This is a genomic window from Rhizobium sp. LjRoot98 (assembly GCF_964252935.1).
Classification (GTDB): Bacteria; Pseudomonadota; Alphaproteobacteria; order Rhizobiales; family Rhizobiaceae; genus Pararhizobium.
The window spans coordinates 486,431-507,621 of the sequence record NZ_CAXUPW020000002.1 but is presented as its reverse complement, the minus strand read 5'-3'; the positions used below and the strand labels follow the sequence as shown (position 1 = coordinate 507,621).

Genomic DNA, 21,191 nt, shown 5'->3' with positions numbered 1-21,191 from the left:
GTTATTTGCAGCCTTTGGTGAAACAATTGATGGACTTATACCGTTTTGCAACAGACATGCCTTAACAATAACCATTCAGCCGATTCCCGGCCCGACATAGTACCCGTATGGACTTTCGCCAAAACCATGAACGGCAAACATCCGCCTGCGATCGATACGACAGAAGCCGGTTTCTCCGCCGAGGTTGATCGGTTTGCGGCGAATCCTGCCTTGTTCCCGGTCCTGCAACAGGCGGCGCGGCATATGATCGAGCTTTACGATCACTTTCCGCGGATTGCCCGTCTGGTTGCCGCCCAGCAGAAATGGCTGCTGACGCAGGCCGCCTACGCACTGCATTTGCAGCGCGACCCCACGGATCCGCTCTCCGGCATCACTGCGGCCAGACTTCTTGAAGTTATCGCAGCCACAGGCCTTTCGAGCCGCAACACCGCCACAGCGTTTCTGGCGGAGTTGCGCGCCTACAAGCTTGTCCGCGATGTCGCAGGGTCAACGAGCAAACGCAGCCGCCCGCTGGAGCCGACCGAAACCAGTCATGAAGCAATGACGTTGTGGTTCCGTGGCCAGATGCGCAGCCTCGATCTGATCGATCGGAGTAATCGGGTGGCGCAGCTGGAGGCAAATCCGGACATATTCCGCCACGCCCAGCCGCTCGCCGCCAAACGGCTGATCGCCGATCCGGCATGGCGCGAACCGCCGCTGAGCATCTCCTGCTTCGTCTGGACAGAATATGGCGGGCTGATCCTTGATGATTTCGTCTCACGGATTGCCAATGCCGAACCGGAGGACGGCCGCCACTGGGTCGAGAACCTGCGCTTTTCCGAACTCTCCAGCCACTACTCTCTCTCGCGCACGCATGTCCGCCGCCTTTTTGCCCGTGCCGAAGCGCAGGGCTGGTTGGGCTGGCAGGATCGCAACGGCAGCCGGAACAGGATCTGGGCCACGGCTTCGTTCGTGGACGACTACAAGCGCTGGCAATCCATCAAGTTCTGTGCGCTGGAACGGGCTTATAAAGAAGCAGTACTTTTGACCGGCCCAGACGTCTTCTGAGGCAGATACAGGGCCTCCTGCCACACCCATCAGGCGCTTGACTGCGCAAATTGCGGCAGATCATCATTGATCTCGTAGAAGTCGCCCTTGTCGGCACAGAAGATGTGAACGCCGAAGGACAGGCCGGTCGGGGTATCGAACGCTCCGGCCATGATCGATGTATAGTCCAGACTGTCCATCTTCCAGAACAAAGCCGAACCACAGGTCTTGCAGAAACCCCGGCGGGCCTGCGGGCTCGAGCGATACCAGGTGATACTCTCCGCCCCTTCAAGCGCAAGTTCACTGTCGAGAACATTGGTCGCGGCATAGTATAGACCGGTCTGCTTGCGGCATTGGGAACAATGACACGCGATCACTTCGCGCAGTGTCCCGCGTGTACGGAAACGGACAGATCCACAATTGCACGATCCGGTATTTTCTTCTGCCATGAATATCCCCTCAAGCGACTTGTAGTCCGGCCCCCGCGGACAACAAAAAACCGGGCCAGCTTCGTCAGCCGGCCCGGCTCTGTCAAATTCAATGTGCTCAAGGTTTTGATCAGCAGCGCTGATCAGCCGTTGACGACCATCCGCTTTTCGTCGCGGCCGCCCTTCATGCGCTCGGCAAGAAGGAAGGCCAGTTCCAGCGCCTGGTCGGCGTTGAGGCGCGGGTCGCAATGGGTATGGTAACGATCGGCAAGATCGGCACCCGACAGCGCACGGGCGCCACCGGTGCATTCCGTCACGTCATTGCCGGTCATCTCGATGTGGATGCCGCCCGGATGCGTGCCTTCGGCGCGGTGGATCTGGAAGAAGCTTTCGACTTCCGACAGGATGCGCTCGAAAGGACGGGTCTTGTAGTTGTTGAGCGTGATCGTGTTGCCATGCATCGGATCGCAGGACCAGACGACCTTGCGGCCTTCCTTTTCGACCGCACGGATAAGGCGCGGCAGGTTTTCGGCAACCTTGTCATGACCGAAACGGCAGATCAACGTCAGGCGGCCGGCTTCGTTCTGCGGGTTGAGCAGGTCGATCAGCTCGATCAGGCCATCAGCCGTCAGCGACGGACCACACTTGAGACCAAGCGGGTTCTTGATACCGCGGCAATACTCGATATGCGCGTGATCGGCCTGGCGCGTGCGGTCGCCGATCCAGATCATATGGCCGGATGTGGCGTACCAGTCGCCCGACGTCGAATCGACACGGGTCAGCGCCTGCTCGTAGCCGAGCAGCAGTGCCTCATGGCTGGTGAAGAAATCGGTCTCGCGCAGGCTCGGATTGCTTTCCGGCGTAATGCCGATCGCCTTCATGAAATCCATGGTTTCGGAGATGCGGTCGGCAAGCTTGCGGTAACGCTCGGCCTGCGGGCTTTCCTTGACAAAACCGAGCATCCACTGGTGCACGTTGTCGAGGTTGGCATAGCCGCCCATCGCGAAGGCGCGCAGAAGGTTCAGCGTCGCAGCCGACTGGCGGTACGCCATGATCTGGCGTTCCGGGTCCGGAATACGAGCCTTCTCGGTGAATTCGATGCCGTTGATGATGTCACCGCGATAGCTCGGCAGCTCGACGTCACCCTGCTTCTCGATATTCGAGGAGCGCGGCTTGGCGAACTGACCGGCAATACGGCCAACCTTGACGACCGGTTGCTGGGCGCCGAACGTCAGGACGACAGCCATCTGCAGGAACGCGCGGAAGAAGTCGCGGATGGTGTCCGCGCCATGTTCGGCAAAGCTCTCGGCGCAATCGCCGCCCTGCAGCAGGAAGCCCTTGCCTTCCGAAACATTGGCAAGCTGGCTCTTCAGACGGCGCGCTTCACCGGCAAATACCAGCGGCGGATAGGTCGCGAGCTGCGCTTCTGCGGCCGCGAGTGCTGCCATATCCGGAAAATCCGGCACCTGCTGGATGGGCTTCTGCCGCCAGCTGTTCGGGGTCCAATTCTGTACCATGTCGATCACCTGTTCTCTTGCGCAAGGTCCGCCGCAGCAGCAGTTGCATCGCCGGATCCACACCCTAGCAATGCCGCCTGAAACCGGTTTTGAACCGTGTATCAACGGAACAATTCCTGAACCGTAGCCTTCCCTCGGGGGAAAACGGCGATTTTGCGGATGCGGGCTTATAAACGTTAACATAGGGATTGCAAAGCCATTGTGCCAGCAAAGTGCGCGCAGCCCCGGCGCGCCCTACCCTGCGTTGCCAAGTGTTTGGCGCAACACCTTACCGGCTCATACGGTCCGCTCGCCGTTCCTGATCCGGTAGCTCGGACTATACATCGTCACCAGCTCTTCCGATGCGGTTGGATGCACCGCCATCGTCCGGTCGAAATCGTCCTTGGTGCAGCCGGCTTTCAGCGTAATTCCAAGCAATTGCGCCATTTCGCCGGCCTCGTGGCCAAGAATATGGGCGCCCAGGACCTTGCGGTCGGCAGCATTGACGATCAGCTTCATGATGGTCTTCTCCGCCCGCCCCGAAAGCGTCGCCTTCATCGGCCGGAACTCGGCCCGGTAGATTTCCAGATCGGCAAATTTCTTCGCGGCTTCCTCTTCCGAGAGGCCGACCGTACCGATTTCCGGCTGGGAGAACACTGCGGTGGCAATCAGCTCATGATCCGGGGATGTCGGGTTACCCTTATACTCTGTCTCGATGAAGCACATCGCCTCATGGATCGCCACCGGCGTCAGTTGCACCCGGTCGGTCACGTCGCCCAGCGCATAGATACCGGGCGCGCTGGTGCGCGAGAATGCATCGATGATAACAGCACCGCGCTCGTTGACGGCAACGCCAGCTGCCTCGAGACCAAGCCCCGTGGTATTCGGCACGCGGCCAAGCGCCAGCATCACCTGATCGGCGGTCAAGGCACCATGCTTCTTCGTTTCCACTGTCAGCCTGCCATCGGCATTTTTGCTGACGGACTGGATCAGGTCCTCGCACAGGATGCGGATACCCTTTTGCTCCATCGCCGCATGCAACCCACGCCGCATGTCCTGATCGAAGCGCGACAGGATTTCCTTGCCGCGGTAGATCAGCGTCGTCTCGACACCGAGACCATGGAAGATGTTGGCAAACTCAACCGCGATGTAGCCGCCGCCGGCAATCACGATCGATTTCGGCAGCTCCGGAAGGTCAAAGGCCTCATTCGAGCTGATGCAGAGCTCGTGACCCGGCAGCGCATCGTGCGGCGTCGGATGACCACCGACGGCGATGACGATCCGTTCGGCCGTGACGGTCCTGCCGCTATTCTTCAGCTTGATCGTGTTTGGGCCGGTCAGCTCGGCCCGCTCATGCAGGATTTCCGCGCCGGCATTGGCCAGCCCTTTTTGATAGAGCCCCTCCAGCCGGGTGATTTCCTTGTCCTTGGCGGCAACCAGCTTTTTCCAATCGAAAGTGCTTTCGCCGACGGTCCAGCCAAACCCCTCAGAATCCTCGAAATGCTCGGCAAACTGCGAGGCATAGACATAGAGCTTCTTGGGAACGCAGCCGCGGATCACGCAGGTGCCACCGTAGCGGAACTCCTCGGCGATCGCCACCTTCTTGCCCATCGCCGCAGCAAGCCGGCCACTGCGCACGCCGCCGGAACCGCCGCCAATAACGAAGAGGTCATAATCGAAAGAAGCCATGATGAAATACTCCCGGCAGGGTCATATGCGAAGGGAAGCGGGACGCGGGGGGTAAGGCTGCGGCCGCAAACAGCGGTACAGCGCCTCACCGGCGATTCCGCCGTGTGATGGTGATATAGGGTGGCAGGATGCAAAATGAAAAGCCCGGAATGACCCGGGCTTCAGCAAATCGGCGTGAATGTGCTGCCAGGAACCGGCAGGCGCTCCTTATTGGGCAGGCGTCACGGGAGCCGTGCCATCGACCGGCTGCTGACCGGCGGTCAGGGTCGCGCTCAAATCCTTGGTTGCAGCCGCATTCAGATCGCGGGAGATACCAGCGGCCCAGATGTCGGCGGCCTTGACCAGTTCGCGCGAAGCGATCGGGCCGTCGTTCAAAAGCTTCTTGCCAGCTTCGGACGTGTAGAAGGTCGCAATCGCGTTCAGCTGCTCGACGGTGAAGGTCTTGGCATAGATCGTTGCCGCTTCACGCTCCAGGTCGGCGCGGCGCGCAGCCAGTTCGAGCGCCTTGGCATCGACCGTCTTGGAAATCAGGTCTTCGTAGTTCGGCGAGGACTGGATGAGGGTCGTCTTCAGGCGTTCAGCCAGATTCGGCAGGATATTGTCAAAGCCGTTCGTGGCGTTGATGGCAGCGATTGCGGCCCGTGCGGCCTTGATCTGCTCGTCCGTTACATCCTGCGCCCGCAGTGTCGGAACCATGACGGCGGAAAGGATGATGGCCGTTGCAGCCATTGTACGGCCGAGACCTGCGAATTTGATCATGTCTGTAACGCTCCTGTCAGTTGATGCCGGATTGCGCGCATGCCTTGCATCTGCGAACCCCTGCATAATTCAATTTCAAAGCTGCCGCCACCTGCATCGGGCAATCCCGACCGGCGGCGGCGCTATAGCAATCCGGCGCGGCAATTTCGGCCGCAACCGGTCAAACCGTCATCACCCTTGCCCCCGCCGGACCGGCGATGATGGCAAGAGATGCGATGCCGATGAATAGTCCATGTTCGACCACGCCGGGAATGGCGTTCAGTTCGCGTGCAAGCGCATCTGCATCAGGAATGCGGCCAAAAGATGCGTCCAGAATCAGATGTCCACCATCGGTCATGAACGGCCCGTCGCCGGAAGCCCGCACGGCGATTTCGCCGGAAAGCCCATGCCGGGCGGCAAGCTTTTCAACGGCGATACGCGTGGCGCCGAGCCCAAAGGAATTGACTTCGATCGGCAGCTTGAAAGCGCCGAGCGTCTCAACCACCTTGGTTTCGTCGGCAATCACAATCATCCGAGCCGAGGCGCACGCAACGATCTTTTCACGCAACAGCGCGCCGCCGCCGCCCTTGATCAGGCGCAGCATCGGGTCCACTTCGTCCGCACCGTCAATGGTCAGGTCAAGTTCTGGAAGCTCTTCGAGCGATTTCAGGGGCACACCGAGTTCCAGGCAAAGCCGTGCCGTGCGTTCCGATGTCGGCACGCCCTCGATACGAAAGCCCGCCGCCACTTTTTCGGCCAGCAAGCGAACGAACTCTTCCGCCGTCGAACCTGTGCCGATCCCAAGTCTCATACCATCTTCGACATAGTCGAGCGCTGCCGCTGCAGCCTTGATCTTCATCTGACGGGCGTCCATGCGCCACAATCTCCTCAAAACTCACCGATGGGGCCACGGCAAAACATCGCGTCCCTTCGTTCCGTTGAGACGTTTACACGGCTGCAACGGCAAACAAAAGCCCCAATAGCGGCCAGAATGCAAAAGCAAACCAGCGCTTCCGCGTAAAGTTACGATTGCTTTTCTCGCCCGCTTCCCCTACCCGGATGGCAACATTTCCAGCAAGTTTCAAGAGGTTCCAGTGTCCGCATCCGTTGTCGTCTTTGATCTTGATGGAACCCTCGTCGATACAGCGCCCGACCTGGTGGCAAGCCTCAACCATGCAGTTACGCAGGCCGGCCTAGCGCCAGTGACCTATGACGACCTGACACATCTCGTTGGCCATGGCGCCAAGGCGATGATCGAGCGCACGTTCACGCTGCGCGGTCAGGCGCTTTCCGATAAGGACCTCGACTGGCAGATGAAGGAATTCATCGATTTCTACCATGGTTCGATGCCGGGTGATTCTTTCCCCTATCCCGGCGTCATCACTGCGATGGATCGCCTGTCTGCCGCCGGCTTTACGCTCGCCGTCTGCACCAACAAGCTGGAAATGCTGGCCAGAAGCCTGTTGGAGGGCCTTGGCCTGACATCCCGTTTCGCAGCGATCACCGGCGGCGACACGTTTTCCGTGCGCAAGCCCGATGCCGAGCATTTGTTGTCGACCATCCGGCTTGCCGGCGGATCGCCGGAAAAATCGGTAATGGTCGGCGATAGCCTCAACGACATTCTCGTCGCAAAGAACGCCTCGGTTCGCTCGATCGGTGTTCCCTTCGGTTATTCCGACGTGCCCGTCGAAAGCCTTCAGCCGGACATCGTCGTCCGCCATTTCGACGAACTGACCCCCGATCTGATCGAGCGCCTTATCGCCCGGGCATAAAAGCCATGCGGACATGAAAAAGGCGGCTCGAAGCCGCCTTTTTCATGGACTGGTCCAGTCGACGATTGTCACCCTTCGGCGCGGCGCGCAAGACGCGTCGCTTCAAGTGCGCGGTCCATATACATGTCGCGATCATAGACGTCGTGGAAATATTCCACCGTGCCATCCTTGTTCGGCCATGCGGTGAAATAGGCGACGTAGACCGGGATTTTTTGCGGTACGGACACGCCCTTGTTGCGGCCGCCGGCAATCTGCTTGCCGATATCCTCGACCGACGTGCCGAGCACGGCAGCCGCCATCCTGCGCGGATCGGCAAGGCGCACGCAGCCGTGGCTGAGCGCGCGATCATCCTTCTTGAAGAAGCTCTTCGACGGCGTGTCGTGCATGTAGATGGCATGCGTATTCGGGAACAGGATCTTCAGTTCACCCAGCGCGTTGTCGCTACTTGGCGGCTGGCGCACGGCGACGCCAGCCGTCGAACCGTTCCAGTTGACAGAGGAGGAGGACACCGGCCGCCCCTTGAGCTCAACCTGATAGCCGAGACGATCGAGGTAACCCGGATCGTTGCGCAGCTTGGGCAGCATCTCGTTGATGATGATCGACTGCGGGACGCCCCAATAGGGGTTGAACTCCACCGTCTGGATCTCATCCTGGAAGAAGAATGTCTGGTGGGCCTTGGAACCAACGACAACCCGCATTGAGAACTGCTCGGCACCCTGTTCGTGATAGTAGACCATATAGGCGGGCTGGTTGATGAAGACATAGCGGCTGCCGAGATCGGCGGGCAGCCAGCGTGCCTGCTCCATAGCGATTCGTACCTTGGCGGCCTTGCTTTCGGTCGTGTCCCCACCCGTCAGGATGCGGATCGATGCCTTGCCGACGACGCCGTCCGGCGTCAGGCCGTGTTCCTTCTGGAAGCCTTCGACCAGCGCTACCAGTTCCGGCGTATAATCCGGCGTCCCCTGGTATGCTGATAGCGTCAGCGCATGTTCCACCTTCAGCGCATCGGAACCCTTGACGCGGATAGCCGCGACCACATTGGCCAATTCCGGATTGCTGATACCCGGTTTCAGAAGCGTGCCCGGTGCAATCGTGATCCGCGGCGCATCGCCGGTCCGCGCCTGCAGCGCCGCCAGTTCCCGCTTCAACGCCAGGAATTCAACGCCGGAAGGCGTCTGGGAATTCAGATAGGCCGCAACATCGTGACTTCTGGCGATATTGCCCAGCTTGCCGGTCAGATTGACGTCCTTGCGCTTGAAATCGTGATAACCGGAAATCTTGTTCGGATCGATGCGCCCGCGCACGGTGTCGGCGATATAGGTCAGCGTTGCGGCCGACAGCTGGATCTCGAACTCGACGAGGGATTTTTCACGCGCAGCCATGTCGTTGCGGTCGAACGTATCGGACGGAACGGTGACGGCATAGTCCTGCGGATCAAGACCGACGCTCGCCGCCTGCCCCAGGACCGTCAGAGCCGCCTTGGCGGCTGCGTTCGGGGCATCGCCGTCAATCCAGACGAACCCATCGCGGCCGGTATAGAAAGTCTCGATCGCCTTGGCGACATCGGCCGGCGCATAGGCCGTGACATCGGGAAGAAACTGGCGTGCATCGGCGAGCGCAGCGGCTGGCGCCGGCGGCAGGACGTCAGCGCGGACGGAACCGGTCACAACCGGGTCGACGAGCTTTGCGGTGGCGATCCGGCGCAACGGCTCGGCCTTGTACGTATAGTATTGCGGTGAACTCACCTTCGGCAGCGGACGAGCGGCCTGCTTCTGCACGGGCTGCACCTGCTCGACGCCTGGCAGCGGCTGAACTTCCTCAACCACCGGCTTCTTCTTGCGAAAAAGATCCAGGAGGTTCAGCGCCTCCGCGCGCTGCACACCGAGAGAGGCGAACGCGCACCCGGTCATCAGTGTCACGATCGCAGCAGTCTTCATCAACTTCATAGGTTCACTCGTCCCCGTATCGCATTGCCGCCATCAGCGGTTCGCGCCTGATGCTCCGTCATGTCACCAGGCTTTCGTACTTATAAGAAAGGATGGTGAATGAAAAGGAAACGCGCGCCCCGAAAGGCCCGGACAGCCCGTCACAAATCCGTGACGGCACCTGCATGAGGAAGACGGATCAGAACATCCAAAAATTTGAATTCCCTGCATTATTTTTTCACTGCGAAAGAAAATCGGCTTTCCCCGCAAAAACCGCGGAAAACACCGGCCAAACTATCCACCCGCTTGTGTCTGAAAAGGCACAGGCCAACCGGCGCCAGGACGCGCGAACGATCATCACGGCCAGCAATCACAGGAAACATCGAACGGGCGGTATTTTAAACGATTGTAGCACGGCACCCACCCGCGCAACCTCTTTACAAGCACCGGCCACCTGGGCCAGAGAGAACCGCATCACAGCTTCGGTCCGTCGCAGCGCGGCGGCCTCACTCACCTTCCGGTGCCGTACCGCCCGGCCTTGAAACCGCCCCGGTCCAACACCGCATGACGAAAGCAGGGATTACGATGACAGCAACGCGCACGGAAACAGATACGTTCGGCCCGATCGAAGTCGCCAACGACCGCTATTGGGGCGCACAGGCACAACGCTCGCTCGGCAATTTCAAGATCGGCTGGGAAAAGCAGCCGCTGTCGATCGTGCGCGCGCTGGGCATCGTCAAGCAAGCTGCCGCCCGTGCCAACATGGAATTGCAGGGCCTTGACCCGACCGTCGGCAACGCAATCATTGCCGCAGCCCAGGAAGTCATCGACGGCAAGCTCAACGAGCACTTTCCGCTCGTCGTCTGGCAGACCGGCTCCGGCACGCAGTCGAACATGAACGCCAACGAAGTCATTTCCAACCGTGCGATCGAAATGCTCGGCGGCGTCATGGGCTCAAAGAAGCCTGTCCACCCGAACGACCACGTCAACATGAGCCAGTCGTCGAACGACACCTATCCGACGGCCATGCATATCGCCTGCGCCGAGCGCGTCGTCCACGATCTCCTGCCGGCGCTGAAGCACCTGCATGCAGCCCTCGTCGCCAAGGTGAAGGCCTTCGATCATATCATCAAGATCGGCCGCACGCACACGCAGGACGCTACCCCCCTGACGCTCGGCCAGGAATTTTCCGGTTACGCCGCCCAGGTCGCCTCCTCGATCAAGCGCATCGAAATGACCCTGCCGGGTCTCTGCGAACTTGCGCAGGGCGGCACGGCCGTCGGAACCGGGCTCAACGCGCCGATCGGCTTTGCCGAAAAGGTTGCCGATGAGATCGCCAAGATCACCGGTATCGCCTTCGTCACCGCGCCGAACAAGTTCGAGGCGCTGGCCGCCCACGATTCGATGGTATTCAGCCACGGCGCCATCAACTCGGCAGCCGCTGCACTCTTCAAGATCGCCAACGATATCCGCTTCCTCGGCTCCGGCCCGCGCTCGGGCCTTGGCGAACTGTCGCTGCCGGAAAATGAGCCGGGCTCGTCGATCATGCCGGGCAAGGTCAATCCGACCCAGTGCGAAGCGCTGACGCAGGTCTGCGTCCAGGTCTTCGGCAACAACGCGGCACTGACCTTTGCCGGCAGCCAGGGTCATTTCGAACTCAACGTCTACAATCCGTTGATGGCCTATAACTTCCTGCAGTCGGTTCAACTCCTGTCCGACGCCGTGATCTCCTTTACCGACAATTGCGTTGTCGGCATCGAGGCCCGCGAAGACAATATCAAGGCGGCGCTCGACCGCTCGTTGATGCTGGTCACGGCGCTGGCCCCCAAGATCGGCTATGACAACGCCGCAAAGATCGCCAAGACCGCGCACAAGAATGGCACGACCCTTCGCGAAGAAGCTGTTGGCGGCGGCTACGTCACCGACGCGGAGTTCGATGCGGCGGTTCGCCCCGAAACGATGATCAGCCCTTCCTGATACGTCACCGCACAATCTCCGGTAGATCATACGGGCGGCCATCACGGCTGCCCGTTTCTATTTGGCAGGGCCGGACACCTTATTTCGGTGCAATCTAATTGACTAAATTTGCCAAACGTTAAGGCTTCCAAAATCTTTGATGCCTAAAACTAGCGGCCCGAGACAACAAAACAGGAGCTTGCCATGCAAGCGGCTTCGAACAAGGTACAGATGCCGGATATCGCAGCGCAGGTAACCTATGCGATGCGGATCATGGGTATTTCACCCCTACCGCGCAACTATGAGCTTTATTATGAAGCCTATATCGGCTCCAACCCCAAGCTGACGAAGGAACTGGCTGCGCTCGGCAGCCGGGCAACCCAGGAAGAACTGGACGAGATCGGCGCCCGCTATTTCAGCCATGTCCACCATGCCGCAGGCATCGACCGGGCCCACAACCACCTGACGAGCGAGCTTGTCGAACTTCTCAAGCTGCTGAAGGACGAACAATTCGCGCTCGAGAACTATAACAAGCTGCTGGACGAGACGTATCAGAACATTACCGGCAAAAGCAGCTCCAGCGCCGAAATCCTGCGCCAATGCGTCAGCCTCCTGACCGAGGCAACGGCGGACACGATGAACCAGGGCAAGGAACGCGCCGAAAACGTATCGCTGAAATCCTTCGAGATGGAAGTCATCCGCCAGGAACTCGACGAATACAAACGCATCGCCAACACGGATTCGCTGACGCGCCTCGCCAACCGCCGGGCATTCGACGAAAAACTCGCCGCGATCTACAACTCCGAACAGCAGCGCAGCTTTACCGGCCTTCTGATCGCCGATATCGATCATTTCAAGAAGGTCAATGACAGCTACGGCCACCCCGTCGGCGACAAGATACTGGCGACTGTCGGTACGGTCATCCGCGCCAACCTGCGCCGCGATGCCTTTGTGGCGCGCACAGGCGGTGAGGAATTTGCCATCATTCTGGGCGATAGCAGCCTGGAAGAAAGCCTGCAGGTCGCAGAGCGCATCCGCAATGCCTTGGCGACCACGCCCTTCAAAAACTCCAAGACCTGCGTCAACTATGGTCCGATCACACTGTCCGTCGGTGTCTGCCAGGCATCGCATGCCGATGACCCGACCGACCTCTACAACAAGGCCGACATCGCGCTCTATTGCGCCAAGAACGCCGGCCGCAACAGGACGATCCTGTTTGAAGAGGGTATGAAGAAGGATACCGGCAAAAACTGGCTGATTTACCGCAAGTAGGCGGCAATCCCATTGTTGGACCATGGCGCCCTAGTGGCGCCCTTTGTCATTCTTGGGCTGCCGGAAACAGCGACACGACCTGCAGGCCGAAACATCGGCCGCCTTGCCGATAGCGATCAGTTCGGGACGGTACTCGAAATGCATGGTGTCGTAAGGTCTGCGCACTACCACATGGTTTTTGCGGCGCGTTCGGGCCATTCGCGGTCATAGGTTTCCTTGTCGAAATCCGCTTTGGCGGCCTTCAGCAGCGTGCCGGGCGTCGGCAGGGACTGCGGATCGACAAAGCGATCCGGGTTCCAAATCTGAGAGCGGATCAATGCTCTCGCGCACTGGAAATAGACTTCGCCGATGGTGACGACGATGACGCTGCGCGGGTGTTTACCGTCGACCTCGAACGATCCGGTCAACTCGGGATCGACGCTGACCACGGCCGTGCCGTTGATCCGCATCGTCGTGGCGGAGCCGGGTACAAGAAACATCAACGCCACCCGCGGATCACGCACGATATTGGCAAGCGAATCGACCCGGTTATTGCCGCGCCAGTCCGGCATCAGCACCGTCTTGTCGTCGGCAATCCGAACAACACAGGCATCATCACCACGCGGCGAACAGTCGAGCCCTTCCGGCCCCACCGTGGCAAGCGCTGCAAACGGGGCCGCCTCGATCATCCTGGCATAGTCCGGTGTCAGCCGGCTGGTGACCTTCACCAGCGAGGCTTCGCTTGCGCCGCCGTAAAGCGCGTTCAGTTCTTCCACCGTGCGAATGATCGTCATGCCGTTCTCCATCGGATCCCGCTCCATCGAGCGTGGCGATCCTTTCGATGGATAGCATGACGCCTTCATGACACCATACGCAATTTTCGCTCAGTTGCGGCTTCCGGTGCATGGATAAAGGCATTGATCCGCTCGATCACTGGCGCAGCAGACACGATACGGCGATGACCAAGCCCATTGGCCCAATGGAGTTCGACATTAGATCCCGCCGCCGCATAGCGGCGCGCATGTTCGGCGGAAACCTCCTTGTCGTCTTCGGCATGAATGACCAGCACCGGCGCGGTCACCATGCCAACAATACGGGCCGCATCAAACTCTTCCAGCCGCCGGCCGGACAAGCGAACGACCATGCCCTCAAGCGCCGTCTGCGCTCCCGGAGACAGGCGAAGAACCTTTCCAAACCCTTTGAAAAGCCATGTCATTTCGCTCGGCGCACCGATCAGCACCATTCTCTTGGCGCTATGCGAAGGCACATCGCACACCAGACCACCTGCAGCACAAGCCAGGCTCGCGCCACCGAAGGAATGCCCGACGGCCACATCGAACCCGCCGAAATGCCGCCAAGCCGCATCGATCGCCCGCACCGCTGCCGGCATCGTCAAGGTACGCCCCGGCGAAGCGCCATGCCCCGGCCAGTCGAGCGCGACCACCTCGGCACCACCGGCCGTCAACCCGTCGATCATTGGCGCCAGATAGTTGCTGCGCGAGCCCCAGCCATGGACGAGCAAAATGCGTTTGGTGGCGCTCCCGGCCGATTGCGCTTGAAAATGCTTGGCCATTACCCAGCCATCGGAAAAAGACAGCGTGACCGGCCGCGCTCTTGCCATGACGGGTTCAGCAGCAGCCAACGCTGCCTTTTCCTTGCCGCTCTTTGCTTTCCGCGGCGGCGTGATGCTGAACAGCCGAAACGCCAGACGCCCTGCCTTCTCCGGCGAGAACGCCGAAACCGCTTTGAGCGCAAGGCGAGTGACCTTGATCGTAAAGGATGCCATAGTAGGATTCCCACAAAATGTTCAATGATGAACAATATTGTACAACGATGAACGAAAAGCAAGAGACAATCGAACAGCATCATTTTCCCTGGGATCATCCCCGTTTCCGCAGCTGGATCGCCGTTGCCCGCGCCTGCCAACTGGCCCAGCAGGCACTGACCCGCAAGCTCGCCGGCCTCGGCATCAAGCCGCCGCATCTGGATATCCTGGTCAACATCTATCGTTTTGAAGGCATTTCGCAGCAGGAACTAGCGCGAAAGCTGCTAGTCGGCCGCTCCAACATGAGCATGCTTCTGCCGCAACTTGAAAATCGTGGGTTGATCGAGCGGCGCGGCGATGAAAAGGACAAGCGCGTGCTGCGGCTATCGCTGACCGCAGGTGGCCGCCTCTTGACCGAACAGGCGATGGAGATCCAGACAACACTGATCGACAAGTCGCTGGAAAGCGAACCCATCGAGGAATGCCTGATGATTGCCCAGTCGATGGAGCGGCTGATCCAGCGGTTGTTGGAGGAGGAAGATGTTCTCGACTAGCCGGAGGAAATGCGCGCGGTCAGCGCGGCTTTTCCGCCTTGTCCCGCGTCATGCCCTTGGCGGCCAGATCCTGTTCGTAAGCAGCAAATAACGTCTCGCCGGTGGCGCCCAGTTCACGCAGATACGTCCAGGTGAAGATCCCGGTATCGTGGCCGTCATCAAAACCGATGCGCACGGCATAGTTTCCGGTCGGCGTCATCGAAATGATCGAGACATTGCGCTTGCCGGGCACCGTCAATCCCTGCCCCGGCCCATGGCCCTGAACTTCCGCAGACGGCGAGAGAACCCGCAGCATCTCCGCCGAAAGATCGAAGGACGTGCCATCGTTGAAGGCAATCGTCAGCCGGTGGCGGTCTTTTGATACACGCAGTTCGGTCGGCCAGATATCGCTCATGTCCTGCAGTCTCCATTGGTGCATGGGAGCACTAGCGCAATTTCCCGCCGGATGGAATTGTCTGCAAGCAAAGCCCCTTCCCTTGATCATAGCCTGCACTTCCCCCGATCATAAGAAAGTGTTTCTCGCCCGTTTCTCGTGCTTTTGAACGCTTTCGCCTTGACGCAGCCCGTTTTGGTCACGACATTGATGAAACAGGGAGAATTGTGTTGAATACCGTCACCATCGACCGGATCGGCGCCCAGAGGCTGAATGACGCCCAAACACCGATGATCGACCCGTTCGGGCGGGCCGTGACCTATCTCAGGGTTTCGGTGACGGATCGCTGTGACTTCCGCTGCACCTATTGCATGGCGGAAAACATGACCTTTCTGCCCAAAAAGGACCTCCTGACACTGGAAGAGCTGAACCGGCTCTGTTCCGCCTTCATCGCCAAGGGCGTACGCAAACTGCGGCTGACCGGCGGCGAACCTTTGGTCCGCAAGAACGTCATGTTCCTGGTGCGTGAACTCGGCAAGCATGTGCACTCGGGCGCGCTCGATGAGCTGACGCTCACCACCAACGGCTCGCAACTGTCGAAGTTTGCAGCCGAGCTTGCCGATTGCGGCGTCCGCCGCATCAATGTCTCGCTCGACACATTAGACCCCGAAAAATTCAAGCAGATCACGCGCTGGGGTGAGTTTTCCAAGGTCATGGAAGGCATCGACGCCGCCCAGGCTGCCGGCATTCACGTCAAGATCAATGCCGTGGCGCTAAAAGGCTTCAACGACGCGGAAATCCCCGCCATGATGCGTTGGGCGCATGGCCGTGGCATGGATCTGACGCTGATCGAAACCATGCCGATGGGCGAGATCGACGAGGACCGTACCGACCATTACATGCCGCTGTCGGAGATGCGCAAGCGCCTCGCCGAACAGTTCAGCTTCTCAGACATCCCCTACAAGACCGGCGGACCGGCGCGTTATCTGCAGGTGGCGGAAACCGGCGGCAGGCTCGGCCTGATCACGCCCATGACCCATAATTTCTGCGAGAGCTGCAATCGTGTGCGCCTCACCTGCACCGGCACACTCTATATGTGCCTTGGCCAGAACGATGCCGCCGACCTGCGCACGGCGCTCCGCGCCTCCGATGACGACGCCTACCTGTCAACCGTCATCGACGAAGCCATCACCCGCAAGCCAAAGGGCCACGACTTCATCATCGACCGCACCCGCAACAAACCGGCTGTCGCCCGCCATATGAGTGTTACCGGCGGCTGAGCGGCAACCTTTTACGGATAGGCGCGGGCTATCAATGCCGACCACAAGGATGCATGACGACGAGCTTGATATCAACAGGCCCCTTGTCAGCCGCCTGATCGCGGAACAGTTTCCGGCCTGGGCCGGCCTTCCGCTCAAACCCGTCCAGTCGGCCGGCACAGACAATGCTCTCTACCGGTTAGGGAGCGACATGGTGGTGCGTCTGCCGCGCCGCATGGACGCCGCCCTGCAGGTGGAGAAGGAAAGCCGCTGGCTACCGCGCCTCGCGCCAGACCTGCCGCTCGCAGTACCCGTTCCGCTGGCGCTTGGCACGCCCACCGCCGGTTATCCTTTCCATTGGTCCGTCTGCCGTTGGCTGCCAGGCGAAGACGCTGTTACCACCCCGATCTTCGACCTGAACGAAGCTGCCGTCAGTCTTTCCCGGCTCATCTCTGCCCTGCGGAAAATCGACGCCACGGGCGGCCCGCCACCCGGCGCGCACAATTTTTCCCGGGGTGCCTCTCTGGCAAGCCGGGACGCACAGACACGCGCTGCCATCAAAAACCTGGGCGGCACCATGGAAACGGCTCCGTTGACGCAGGCCTGGGATGCCGCCCTTGAAATAGAACCGTGGGACAAGCCGCCCGTCTGGCTCCATGGCGATATCCATGCCGGGAACCTGCTGACCGCACAGGGACGCATCACCGCTGTCATCGACTTCGGCGGCCTCGGTGTCGGTGATCCTGCCTGCGACCTGATGTTTGCCTGGAATCTGCTCTCCGCCGAAGCCCGCGCGACGCTCCGCTTGCAACAGACCGTGGATGGCGCGACATGGGGCAGAGCCAGAGGCTGGGCATTGTCCGTCGCCATCGTCGCCCTGCCTTATTATCTTCACACAAACCCGGCCCTGGTCGGGATATCGCGTCATGCTATCAGCCAGGTCCTTGCCGATCATGCGGACAGATTGAACAATTGACCCATTGCAACGGCAAAGGCCGCCGGACTTGTCGTCGGGCGGCCTTGAATTTTTCCAGCGTTTTACTCGCTCAGGCAGCGTAACTTCTGCCATACTGCTCGACCCGCCCGCCCGAGATTGAGCGGCTGGTGCCCGTCTTGAAGCGCTCGATCTTCTCGTTGAGGATATCGACCTGATGGCGCAGGCCGTGGATTTCGGCGGTGTTTTCCTCGACCATCGCTGCATTCTGCTGGGTGATCAGTTCCACCTCGCGCACCGCCTGATTGACCTCGTTGAGGCCGCGGTACTGATCGGCGGCGGCGGCTTCGATATTGCTGACCAGCTGATGGATCGTCGAGATATGGTCGTTGATGACGGTCAGCGCCTTGCCGGTTTCCTGCACCAGTTCCACACCGCCGCGCACTTGCACAGAGCTCTCCGAAATCAGCCCCTTGATCTCGCGGGCGGCACCGGCGCAGCGCTGGGCAAGCTCGCGCACTTCCTGCGCGACGACGGCAAAGCCACGGCCCGCCTCGCCGGCGCGGGCTGCCTCGACACCGGCGTTCAGCGCCAGAAGATTGGTCTGGAATGCGATTTCGTCAATGACGCCGATGATCGTCGAAATCTTGTCGGACGAGTTGTTGATCGCCGCCATCGCGTCGATCGCCTTGGCGACGACTTCGCCGGAATGCTTGGCATAGCTGTGGGTCTGGTCGACCGATACAGTGGTCTTGTGCGCACTTTCGGCCGTCGAGCGGACGATCTCCGTCAGTTGTCCGAGAGCACGAGAGCTTTCTTCCAGCGCGGCCGCCTGCTGTTCGGTCCGGCGAGCGAGATCGTCGGCCGAGGTCGACAGGTTACCGGTTCCGCTGGTGATTTCATCGGTCACGGAACGGACGTCGATCAGGGTTGCGCGCAATGCCTCGACGGCGTTGTTATAGGTCCGGGCCATGACGATGTAATCTTCGGACAAGTCTTCCGCCATGCCTTCTTCCAGATTGCCGTCGGCAAGCTTGGCAAGCACATCGGACAAAGCCGTCAGCGCTTCCATCTGTTCGGCCTCGATGCGGGCACGTTCATGGCGGCGGCGGGCTTCTTCCTCAGCCGACAATGTGCGGGCGGCTTCGGCTTCCTGTCCCAACCGGACATTTTCGACGGCATTATCGCGGAACACGGCAACCGAACGCACCATGTCGCCGATCTCGTCACCGCGGTTGCGGCCTTCGATAGAGACCTCAAGGTCGCCATTGGCAAGCCGCGTCATCGTCTCGGTAACGCGCTTCAACGGACCGCGCAGGGTCTCGATCAGCATCAGACCACCGACGATGGCCAGCAACGTACCCGCCACCATGGCGATGATCGACACATCGGCGGAACGCTGGCTGTCTTTCTTGCCGGCCTCCTGGGCGCTGGAAACGAAATTCTCCAGCGTCTGGCTGGCATCGGCTACCAGCGATGCCGCTTCAGCCTTGGCTGCCTGCCAGCGGGCGCCGACATCGATCAGCTGGGCGGTGCCGGTGTCGATCTGCTCGAGCGATGGCGCCAGCTTGCCGGCCAGATCGCGCAGTGCCGCATTCTTCGCCCCGAGTTCTGAAAGCTTCGTCACGCTTGCGCGCACGGCCGCAATATCGGTCATCACATTGTCGCGGCTTGCGGTATCCAGCCTGCGGTGCAGTTCGCTGATATGCAGGCGCGTGTCATCAAGCCCCTTGAAGGTCTCGTTCATCAGGCCGATCAGCGTCTTCAAAGTGGAAATTTCGTTGTCCATGCCGACGAATCGCTTGGCCGCCGTGTCTGAATTGGTGGCAGCCTCCTTGGCAAAGTCGGATTCATATTTCGAAAACTTGATCAGTGCCGAACTCAATTGCGTCTTCTTGACGTCGTTCGGATCGCTGCTGGCCAGAATATCCTGAATGACCTTGGTATCGGCCTTTACCTCGGCGATCCTCTTCACAACCTTGTCGGAAGCGATCTTTTCGGCCTCGGCAATCTGTTTCAAAAGATGCGGCATCAGCGTGGTGGCCTGCTGGACCTTGGCATCCGGCGCGATTGCCATGGTGACCGGCAGGCGGAATTTCTTGATCCGTTCGGCAAGGCCCTGGTAGGCAGCCGCATCAAACAGCAGCGCCTTGGCAAAGGATTCCTTCTCGCCCGATTCCTTGCGCAGGATATCGATCTGCTTGAAGGCGGTATTGCCTTGCGCCGTCATCTCCGCAAGGGCCGCATCAAGAGATACCGTGACGGTATCGCGCTCAGTCTTGATCGACCAGAGCTTGTTTTCTTGTCCTCGCATCGCCTCACCGAGCGAAACCACCGAGTGGATCTTGGCCTTGTCTTCGCCTGCAGTCAGCAGGCCGTCCAACGTCCGGATACCCTTTTCCTGTTCGTCGATGCGGCTCGCAAGCGTCGCGCGCGCCTCATCGGTGGGATTATCGACGAAACTTTGCAGCCCGCTGCGCAGTGACTGGAAATCAGAGAGATTGTTGATCGTCTCGCGCGTCACAGTCATATGCCCGTTCAGCGTGCTTGCGGTGAAGTAACCGACAAGGCCAATACCGGCGATCAGCGCCACCAGAGGCACGACGAACAGCAAAACTTTGGTGACGATGCGCAGACGCTGCAAAGAACGATCGATCAGGGACATTCCGAACTCCAGATATTGAGCAAATCTGACATTTCCGCCAGATTGCTCTCTGGTTGAGAACGAACGTACCGGGGCGCATCCATGGCGCTTGCCGGAATGTCATCCGATTGACTTTGGCGGAAATACTTTCCGTTACGTCAACCTTGTTCGCATCATGCGATGGGCAGCGGAATGTCGGCACGATAGGCAGCGAAACTTAATATTTCGCCAAAGATAAATCGGCTAATCTTGCGCTCAAAAAAAACGGCAAGGCGATATTTCACGGTTCTACAGCGCTGATGAAAATAGCTATTCTTGCATTTCTGCTATCAATTCGAACAGGCGAAGGATTGCAGTTGCATAAAAGAAGTGCCGATGCTTTAGACTTGGGCAAGACCAGCAGCGCAGACTTTCAGTACGCCGCATCGCTGAATGATAAAACGGATAGCGATGAGAACGGACAATCAAAAATAATGCAACCGACTGCCAATTTCCGCGGCGCCATCTTCATGTGTCTGGCGATGGCTGGCTTCACCTGCAATGACGCATTGATCAAATCCGTCACCGGCGTCATGAATGCCGGCCAGATCATGCTGGTGCGCGGCTTCTTCACATCCGTTCTGGTCCTCTTGCTCGCCCGCCATTTTGGCGCCCTGCGCTCATTCCGGTTGATTCGCTCACCGATCATCGCGCTCAGAATAGCTGCCGAAGTCGGCGCCTCCATTTCCTATATCTACGCGCTCGGCCAGATCCCGCTCGCCAATGCCTCGGCGATTCTGCAGGCCCTGCCATTGGCCGTCACGCTCGGAGCAGCGCTGTTCCTGGGTGAACCGGTTGGCTGGCGGCGCTGGGTGGCAATTCTTGTCGGTTTCGCCGGTGTACTGATCGTTCTCAGGCCCGGGCCTGAAGGGTTTAACGGCGCAGCACTCAGCGTCGTGGCCTCGGTGGTCTTCGCGGCGATCCGGGATCTCTGCACCCGCCGGATCGATCCCGCCATTCCATCCCTGTTCATCTCCGTCATCACGGCAACGGTCATAACATTGACCGGGGCGATTTTGATCGTGCCGCTCGGCGGCTGGCAGCCAATGTCGATGGCTTCGATCGGCATTCTGGCGGCTGCCAGTCTGCTGCTTCTTGTCGGCTACCAGTGCATCGTGCTGGCCATGCGCAATGGTGAAATCGCCATCGTCGCTCCCTTCCGCTATACCAGCCTGCTCTGGTCGATCAGCATCGGCATCCTGTTCTTCTCCGAAGAACCGGATATCTGGATGGTGACTGGCGTGGCGATCATCATCGCGTCGGGGCTTTATACATTCGCCCGTGAAAACAAACGGCGGATGGCGCTCGCGCAACGATCGGAACCGGGATCGCCGAAATGACG

General features: G+C 59.7%; 19 protein-coding genes. 9 read left to right on the top strand and 10 right to left on the bottom strand.

Annotated features, from left to right (window positions below; genetic code table 11):
• Window positions 1-126: 126 nt before the first annotated feature.
• Complete coding sequence (locus tag ACSQ3J_RS11015) at window positions 127-1,047, top strand: hypothetical protein (protein ID WP_060505590.1); 921 nt, start codon at window positions 127-129, stop codon at window positions 1,045-1,047.
• Window positions 1,048-1,076: 29 nt separating this feature from the next.
• On the opposite strand, the gene ACSQ3J_RS11010 is transcribed toward ACSQ3J_RS11015, so the two are convergent.
• The 5 genes from ACSQ3J_RS11010 to rpiA all read right to left on the bottom strand — a co-directional run bounded on the left by ACSQ3J_RS11010 (window position 1,077) and on the right by rpiA (window position 6,251).
• The gene (locus ACSQ3J_RS11010) at window positions 1,077-1,475 is read right to left on the bottom strand and encodes a GFA family protein (RefSeq protein WP_060505591.1); all 399 of its coding nucleotides are present in this window, start codon (window positions 1,473-1,475) and stop codon (window positions 1,077-1,079) included.
• Between the two features lie 122 nt (window positions 1,476-1,597).
• Window positions 1,598-2,971 carry a class II 3-deoxy-7-phosphoheptulonate synthase gene (locus ACSQ3J_RS11005; RefSeq protein ID WP_436039087.1) on the bottom strand — a complete coding sequence of 458 codons (1,374 nt, stop codon included), beginning with the start codon at window positions 2,969-2,971 and terminating at the stop codon, window positions 1,598-1,600.
• 276 nt (window positions 2,972-3,247) lie between these two features.
• Complete coding sequence (gene gor / locus ACSQ3J_RS11000; RefSeq protein WP_060505592.1) at window positions 3,248-4,639, bottom strand: glutathione-disulfide reductase; 1,392 nt, start codon at window positions 4,637-4,639, stop codon at window positions 3,248-3,250.
• A 207-nt stretch (window positions 4,640-4,846) separates the two neighbouring features.
• Entirely contained in the window at window positions 4,847-5,398 is a 552-nt protein-coding gene (locus tag ACSQ3J_RS10995) for a DUF2059 domain-containing protein (protein ID WP_060505656.1), read from the bottom strand.
• A gap of 160 nt (window positions 5,399-5,558) precedes the next feature.
• Window positions 5,559-6,251, bottom strand: a complete 693-nt coding sequence (gene rpiA, locus ACSQ3J_RS10990) for a ribose-5-phosphate isomerase RpiA (RefSeq protein ID WP_060505593.1) — start codon at window positions 6,249-6,251, stop codon at window positions 5,559-5,561.
• 220 nt (window positions 6,252-6,471) lie between these two features.
• On the opposite strand from rpiA, the gene ACSQ3J_RS10985 reads away from it, so the two are divergent.
• Entirely contained in the window at window positions 6,472-7,149 is a 678-nt protein-coding gene (locus ACSQ3J_RS10985) for an HAD family hydrolase (RefSeq protein WP_060505594.1), read from the top strand.
• Window positions 7,150-7,217: 68 nt separating this feature from the next.
• Here the strand turns inward: ACSQ3J_RS10985 and ACSQ3J_RS10980 are convergent, their stop codons facing one another.
• The gene (locus ACSQ3J_RS10980) at window positions 7,218-9,095 is read right to left on the bottom strand and encodes a L,D-transpeptidase family protein (RefSeq protein ID WP_060505595.1); all 1,878 of its coding nucleotides are present in this window, start codon (window positions 9,093-9,095) and stop codon (window positions 7,218-7,220) included.
• 95 nt (window positions 9,096-9,190) lie between these two features.
• Here ACSQ3J_RS10980 and ACSQ3J_RS10975 point away from each other — a divergent pair, with 95 nt between their 5' ends.
• The 3 genes from ACSQ3J_RS10975 (at window position 9,191) to ACSQ3J_RS10965 (ending at window position 12,302) form a co-directional block, all read left to right on the top strand.
• Window positions 9,191-9,616 (top strand): hypothetical protein, encoded by a 426-nt coding sequence (locus ACSQ3J_RS10975; RefSeq protein WP_436039086.1) that lies wholly within the window; start codon window positions 9,191-9,193, stop codon window positions 9,614-9,616.
• A 22-nt stretch (window positions 9,617-9,638) separates the two neighbouring features.
• Window positions 9,639-11,051 (top strand): class II fumarate hydratase, encoded by a 1,413-nt coding sequence (gene fumC, locus ACSQ3J_RS10970; protein ID WP_112834666.1) that lies wholly within the window; start codon window positions 9,639-9,641, stop codon window positions 11,049-11,051.
• A gap of 183 nt (window positions 11,052-11,234) precedes the next feature.
• Window positions 11,235-12,302 (top strand): GGDEF domain-containing protein, encoded by a 1,068-nt coding sequence (locus ACSQ3J_RS10965; RefSeq protein ID WP_436039085.1) that lies wholly within the window; start codon window positions 11,235-11,237, stop codon window positions 12,300-12,302.
• 164 nt (window positions 12,303-12,466) lie between these two features.
• Here the strand turns inward: ACSQ3J_RS10965 and ACSQ3J_RS10960 are convergent, their stop codons facing one another.
• Both ACSQ3J_RS10960 and ACSQ3J_RS10955 read right to left on the bottom strand, forming a co-directional pair.
• Window positions 12,467-13,075 (bottom strand): pyridoxamine 5'-phosphate oxidase family protein, encoded by a 609-nt coding sequence (locus ACSQ3J_RS10960; protein ID WP_060505658.1) that lies wholly within the window; start codon window positions 13,073-13,075, stop codon window positions 12,467-12,469.
• A gap of 65 nt (window positions 13,076-13,140) precedes the next feature.
• Window positions 13,141-14,067 carry an alpha/beta hydrolase gene (locus ACSQ3J_RS10955; protein WP_436039084.1) on the bottom strand — a complete coding sequence of 309 codons (927 nt, stop codon included), beginning with the start codon at window positions 14,065-14,067 and terminating at the stop codon, window positions 13,141-13,143.
• 47 nt (window positions 14,068-14,114) lie between these two features.
• Between ACSQ3J_RS10955 and ACSQ3J_RS10950 the strand changes: the two genes are divergently transcribed.
• Window positions 14,115-14,600: a MarR family winged helix-turn-helix transcriptional regulator gene (locus ACSQ3J_RS10950; protein ID WP_436039243.1), complete on the top strand. Its 486-nt coding sequence runs from the start codon at window positions 14,115-14,117 to the stop codon at window positions 14,598-14,600.
• A 19-nt stretch (window positions 14,601-14,619) separates the two neighbouring features.
• Here the strand turns inward: ACSQ3J_RS10950 and ACSQ3J_RS10945 are convergent, their stop codons facing one another.
• Complete coding sequence (locus ACSQ3J_RS10945) at window positions 14,620-14,994, bottom strand: gamma-butyrobetaine hydroxylase-like domain-containing protein (protein ID WP_060505598.1); 375 nt, start codon at window positions 14,992-14,994, stop codon at window positions 14,620-14,622.
• Between the two features lie 269 nt (window positions 14,995-15,263).
• Here ACSQ3J_RS10945 and moaA point away from each other — a divergent pair, with 269 nt between their 5' ends.
• Window positions 15,264-16,253, top strand: coding sequence for a GTP 3',8-cyclase MoaA (gene moaA, locus ACSQ3J_RS10940; protein WP_436039242.1), 990 nt, complete (start codon window positions 15,264-15,266; stop codon window positions 16,251-16,253).
• 34 nt (window positions 16,254-16,287) lie between these two features.
• Window positions 16,288-17,208 carry an aminoglycoside phosphotransferase family protein gene (locus tag ACSQ3J_RS10935; RefSeq protein WP_060511001.1) on the top strand — a complete coding sequence of 307 codons (921 nt, stop codon included), beginning with the start codon at window positions 16,288-16,290 and terminating at the stop codon, window positions 17,206-17,208.
• Window positions 17,209-17,278: 70 nt separating this feature from the next.
• On the opposite strand, the gene ACSQ3J_RS10930 is transcribed toward ACSQ3J_RS10935, so the two are convergent.
• Window positions 17,279-19,831: a methyl-accepting chemotaxis protein gene (locus tag ACSQ3J_RS10930; RefSeq protein ID WP_436039083.1), complete on the bottom strand. Its 2,553-nt coding sequence runs from the start codon at window positions 19,829-19,831 to the stop codon at window positions 17,279-17,281.
• Between the two features lie 452 nt (window positions 19,832-20,283).
• On the opposite strand from ACSQ3J_RS10930, the gene ACSQ3J_RS10925 reads away from it, so the two are divergent.
• The gene (locus tag ACSQ3J_RS10925; protein WP_060505602.1) at window positions 20,284-21,189 is read left to right on the top strand and encodes a DMT family transporter; all 906 of its coding nucleotides are present in this window, start codon (window positions 20,284-20,286) and stop codon (window positions 21,187-21,189) included.
• Window positions 21,190-21,191: the final 2 nt, after the last annotated feature.

What these genes read in the sequence shown, in the direction of transcription:
- rpiA (WP_060505593.1), bottom strand. Translation starts at nt 6,251, where the DNA reads ATGGACGCCCGTCAGATGAAGATCAAGGCTGCAGCGGCAGCGCTCGAC.
- ACSQ3J_RS10965 (WP_436039085.1), top strand. Translation starts at nt 11,235, where the DNA reads ATGCAAGCGGCTTCGAACAAGGTACAGATGCCGGATATCGCAGCGCAG.
- ACSQ3J_RS10995 (WP_060505656.1), bottom strand. Translation starts at nt 5,398, where the DNA reads ATGATCAAATTCGCAGGTCTCGGCCGTACAATGGCTGCAACGGCCATC.
- moaA (WP_436039242.1), top strand. Translation starts at nt 15,264, where the DNA reads ATGATCGACCCGTTCGGGCGGGCCGTGACCTATCTCAGGGTTTCGGTG.
- ACSQ3J_RS10945 (WP_060505598.1), bottom strand. Translation starts at nt 14,994, where the DNA reads ATGAGCGATATCTGGCCGACCGAACTGCGTGTATCAAAAGACCGCCAC.
- ACSQ3J_RS10950 (WP_436039243.1), top strand. Translation starts at nt 14,115, where the DNA reads ATGAACGAAAAGCAAGAGACAATCGAACAGCATCATTTTCCCTGGGAT.
- ACSQ3J_RS10935 (WP_060511001.1), top strand. Translation starts at nt 16,288, where the DNA reads ATGCCGACCACAAGGATGCATGACGACGAGCTTGATATCAACAGGCCC.
- fumC (WP_112834666.1), top strand. Translation starts at nt 9,639, where the DNA reads ATGACGAAAGCAGGGATTACGATGACAGCAACGCGCACGGAAACAGAT.
- ACSQ3J_RS10980 (WP_060505595.1), bottom strand. Translation starts at nt 9,095, where the DNA reads ATGAAGTTGATGAAGACTGCTGCGATCGTGACACTGATGACCGGGTGC.
- gor (WP_060505592.1), bottom strand. Translation starts at nt 4,639, where the DNA reads ATGGCTTCTTTCGATTATGACCTCTTCGTTATTGGCGGCGGTTCCGGC.
- ACSQ3J_RS11005 (WP_436039087.1), bottom strand. Translation starts at nt 2,971, where the DNA reads ATGGTACAGAATTGGACCCCGAACAGCTGGCGGCAGAAGCCCATCCAG.
- ACSQ3J_RS11015 (WP_060505590.1), top strand. Translation starts at nt 127, where the DNA reads ATGAACGGCAAACATCCGCCTGCGATCGATACGACAGAAGCCGGTTTC.
- ACSQ3J_RS10955 (WP_436039084.1), bottom strand. Translation starts at nt 14,067, where the DNA reads ATGGCATCCTTTACGATCAAGGTCACTCGCCTTGCGCTCAAAGCGGTT.
- ACSQ3J_RS10925 (WP_060505602.1), top strand. Translation starts at nt 20,284, where the DNA reads ATGCAACCGACTGCCAATTTCCGCGGCGCCATCTTCATGTGTCTGGCG.
- ACSQ3J_RS10930 (WP_436039083.1), bottom strand. Translation starts at nt 19,831, where the DNA reads ATGTCCCTGATCGATCGTTCTTTGCAGCGTCTGCGCATCGTCACCAAA.
- ACSQ3J_RS10960 (WP_060505658.1), bottom strand. Translation starts at nt 13,075, where the DNA reads ATGACGATCATTCGCACGGTGGAAGAACTGAACGCGCTTTACGGCGGC.
- ACSQ3J_RS11010 (WP_060505591.1), bottom strand. Translation starts at nt 1,475, where the DNA reads ATGGCAGAAGAAAATACCGGATCGTGCAATTGTGGATCTGTCCGTTTC.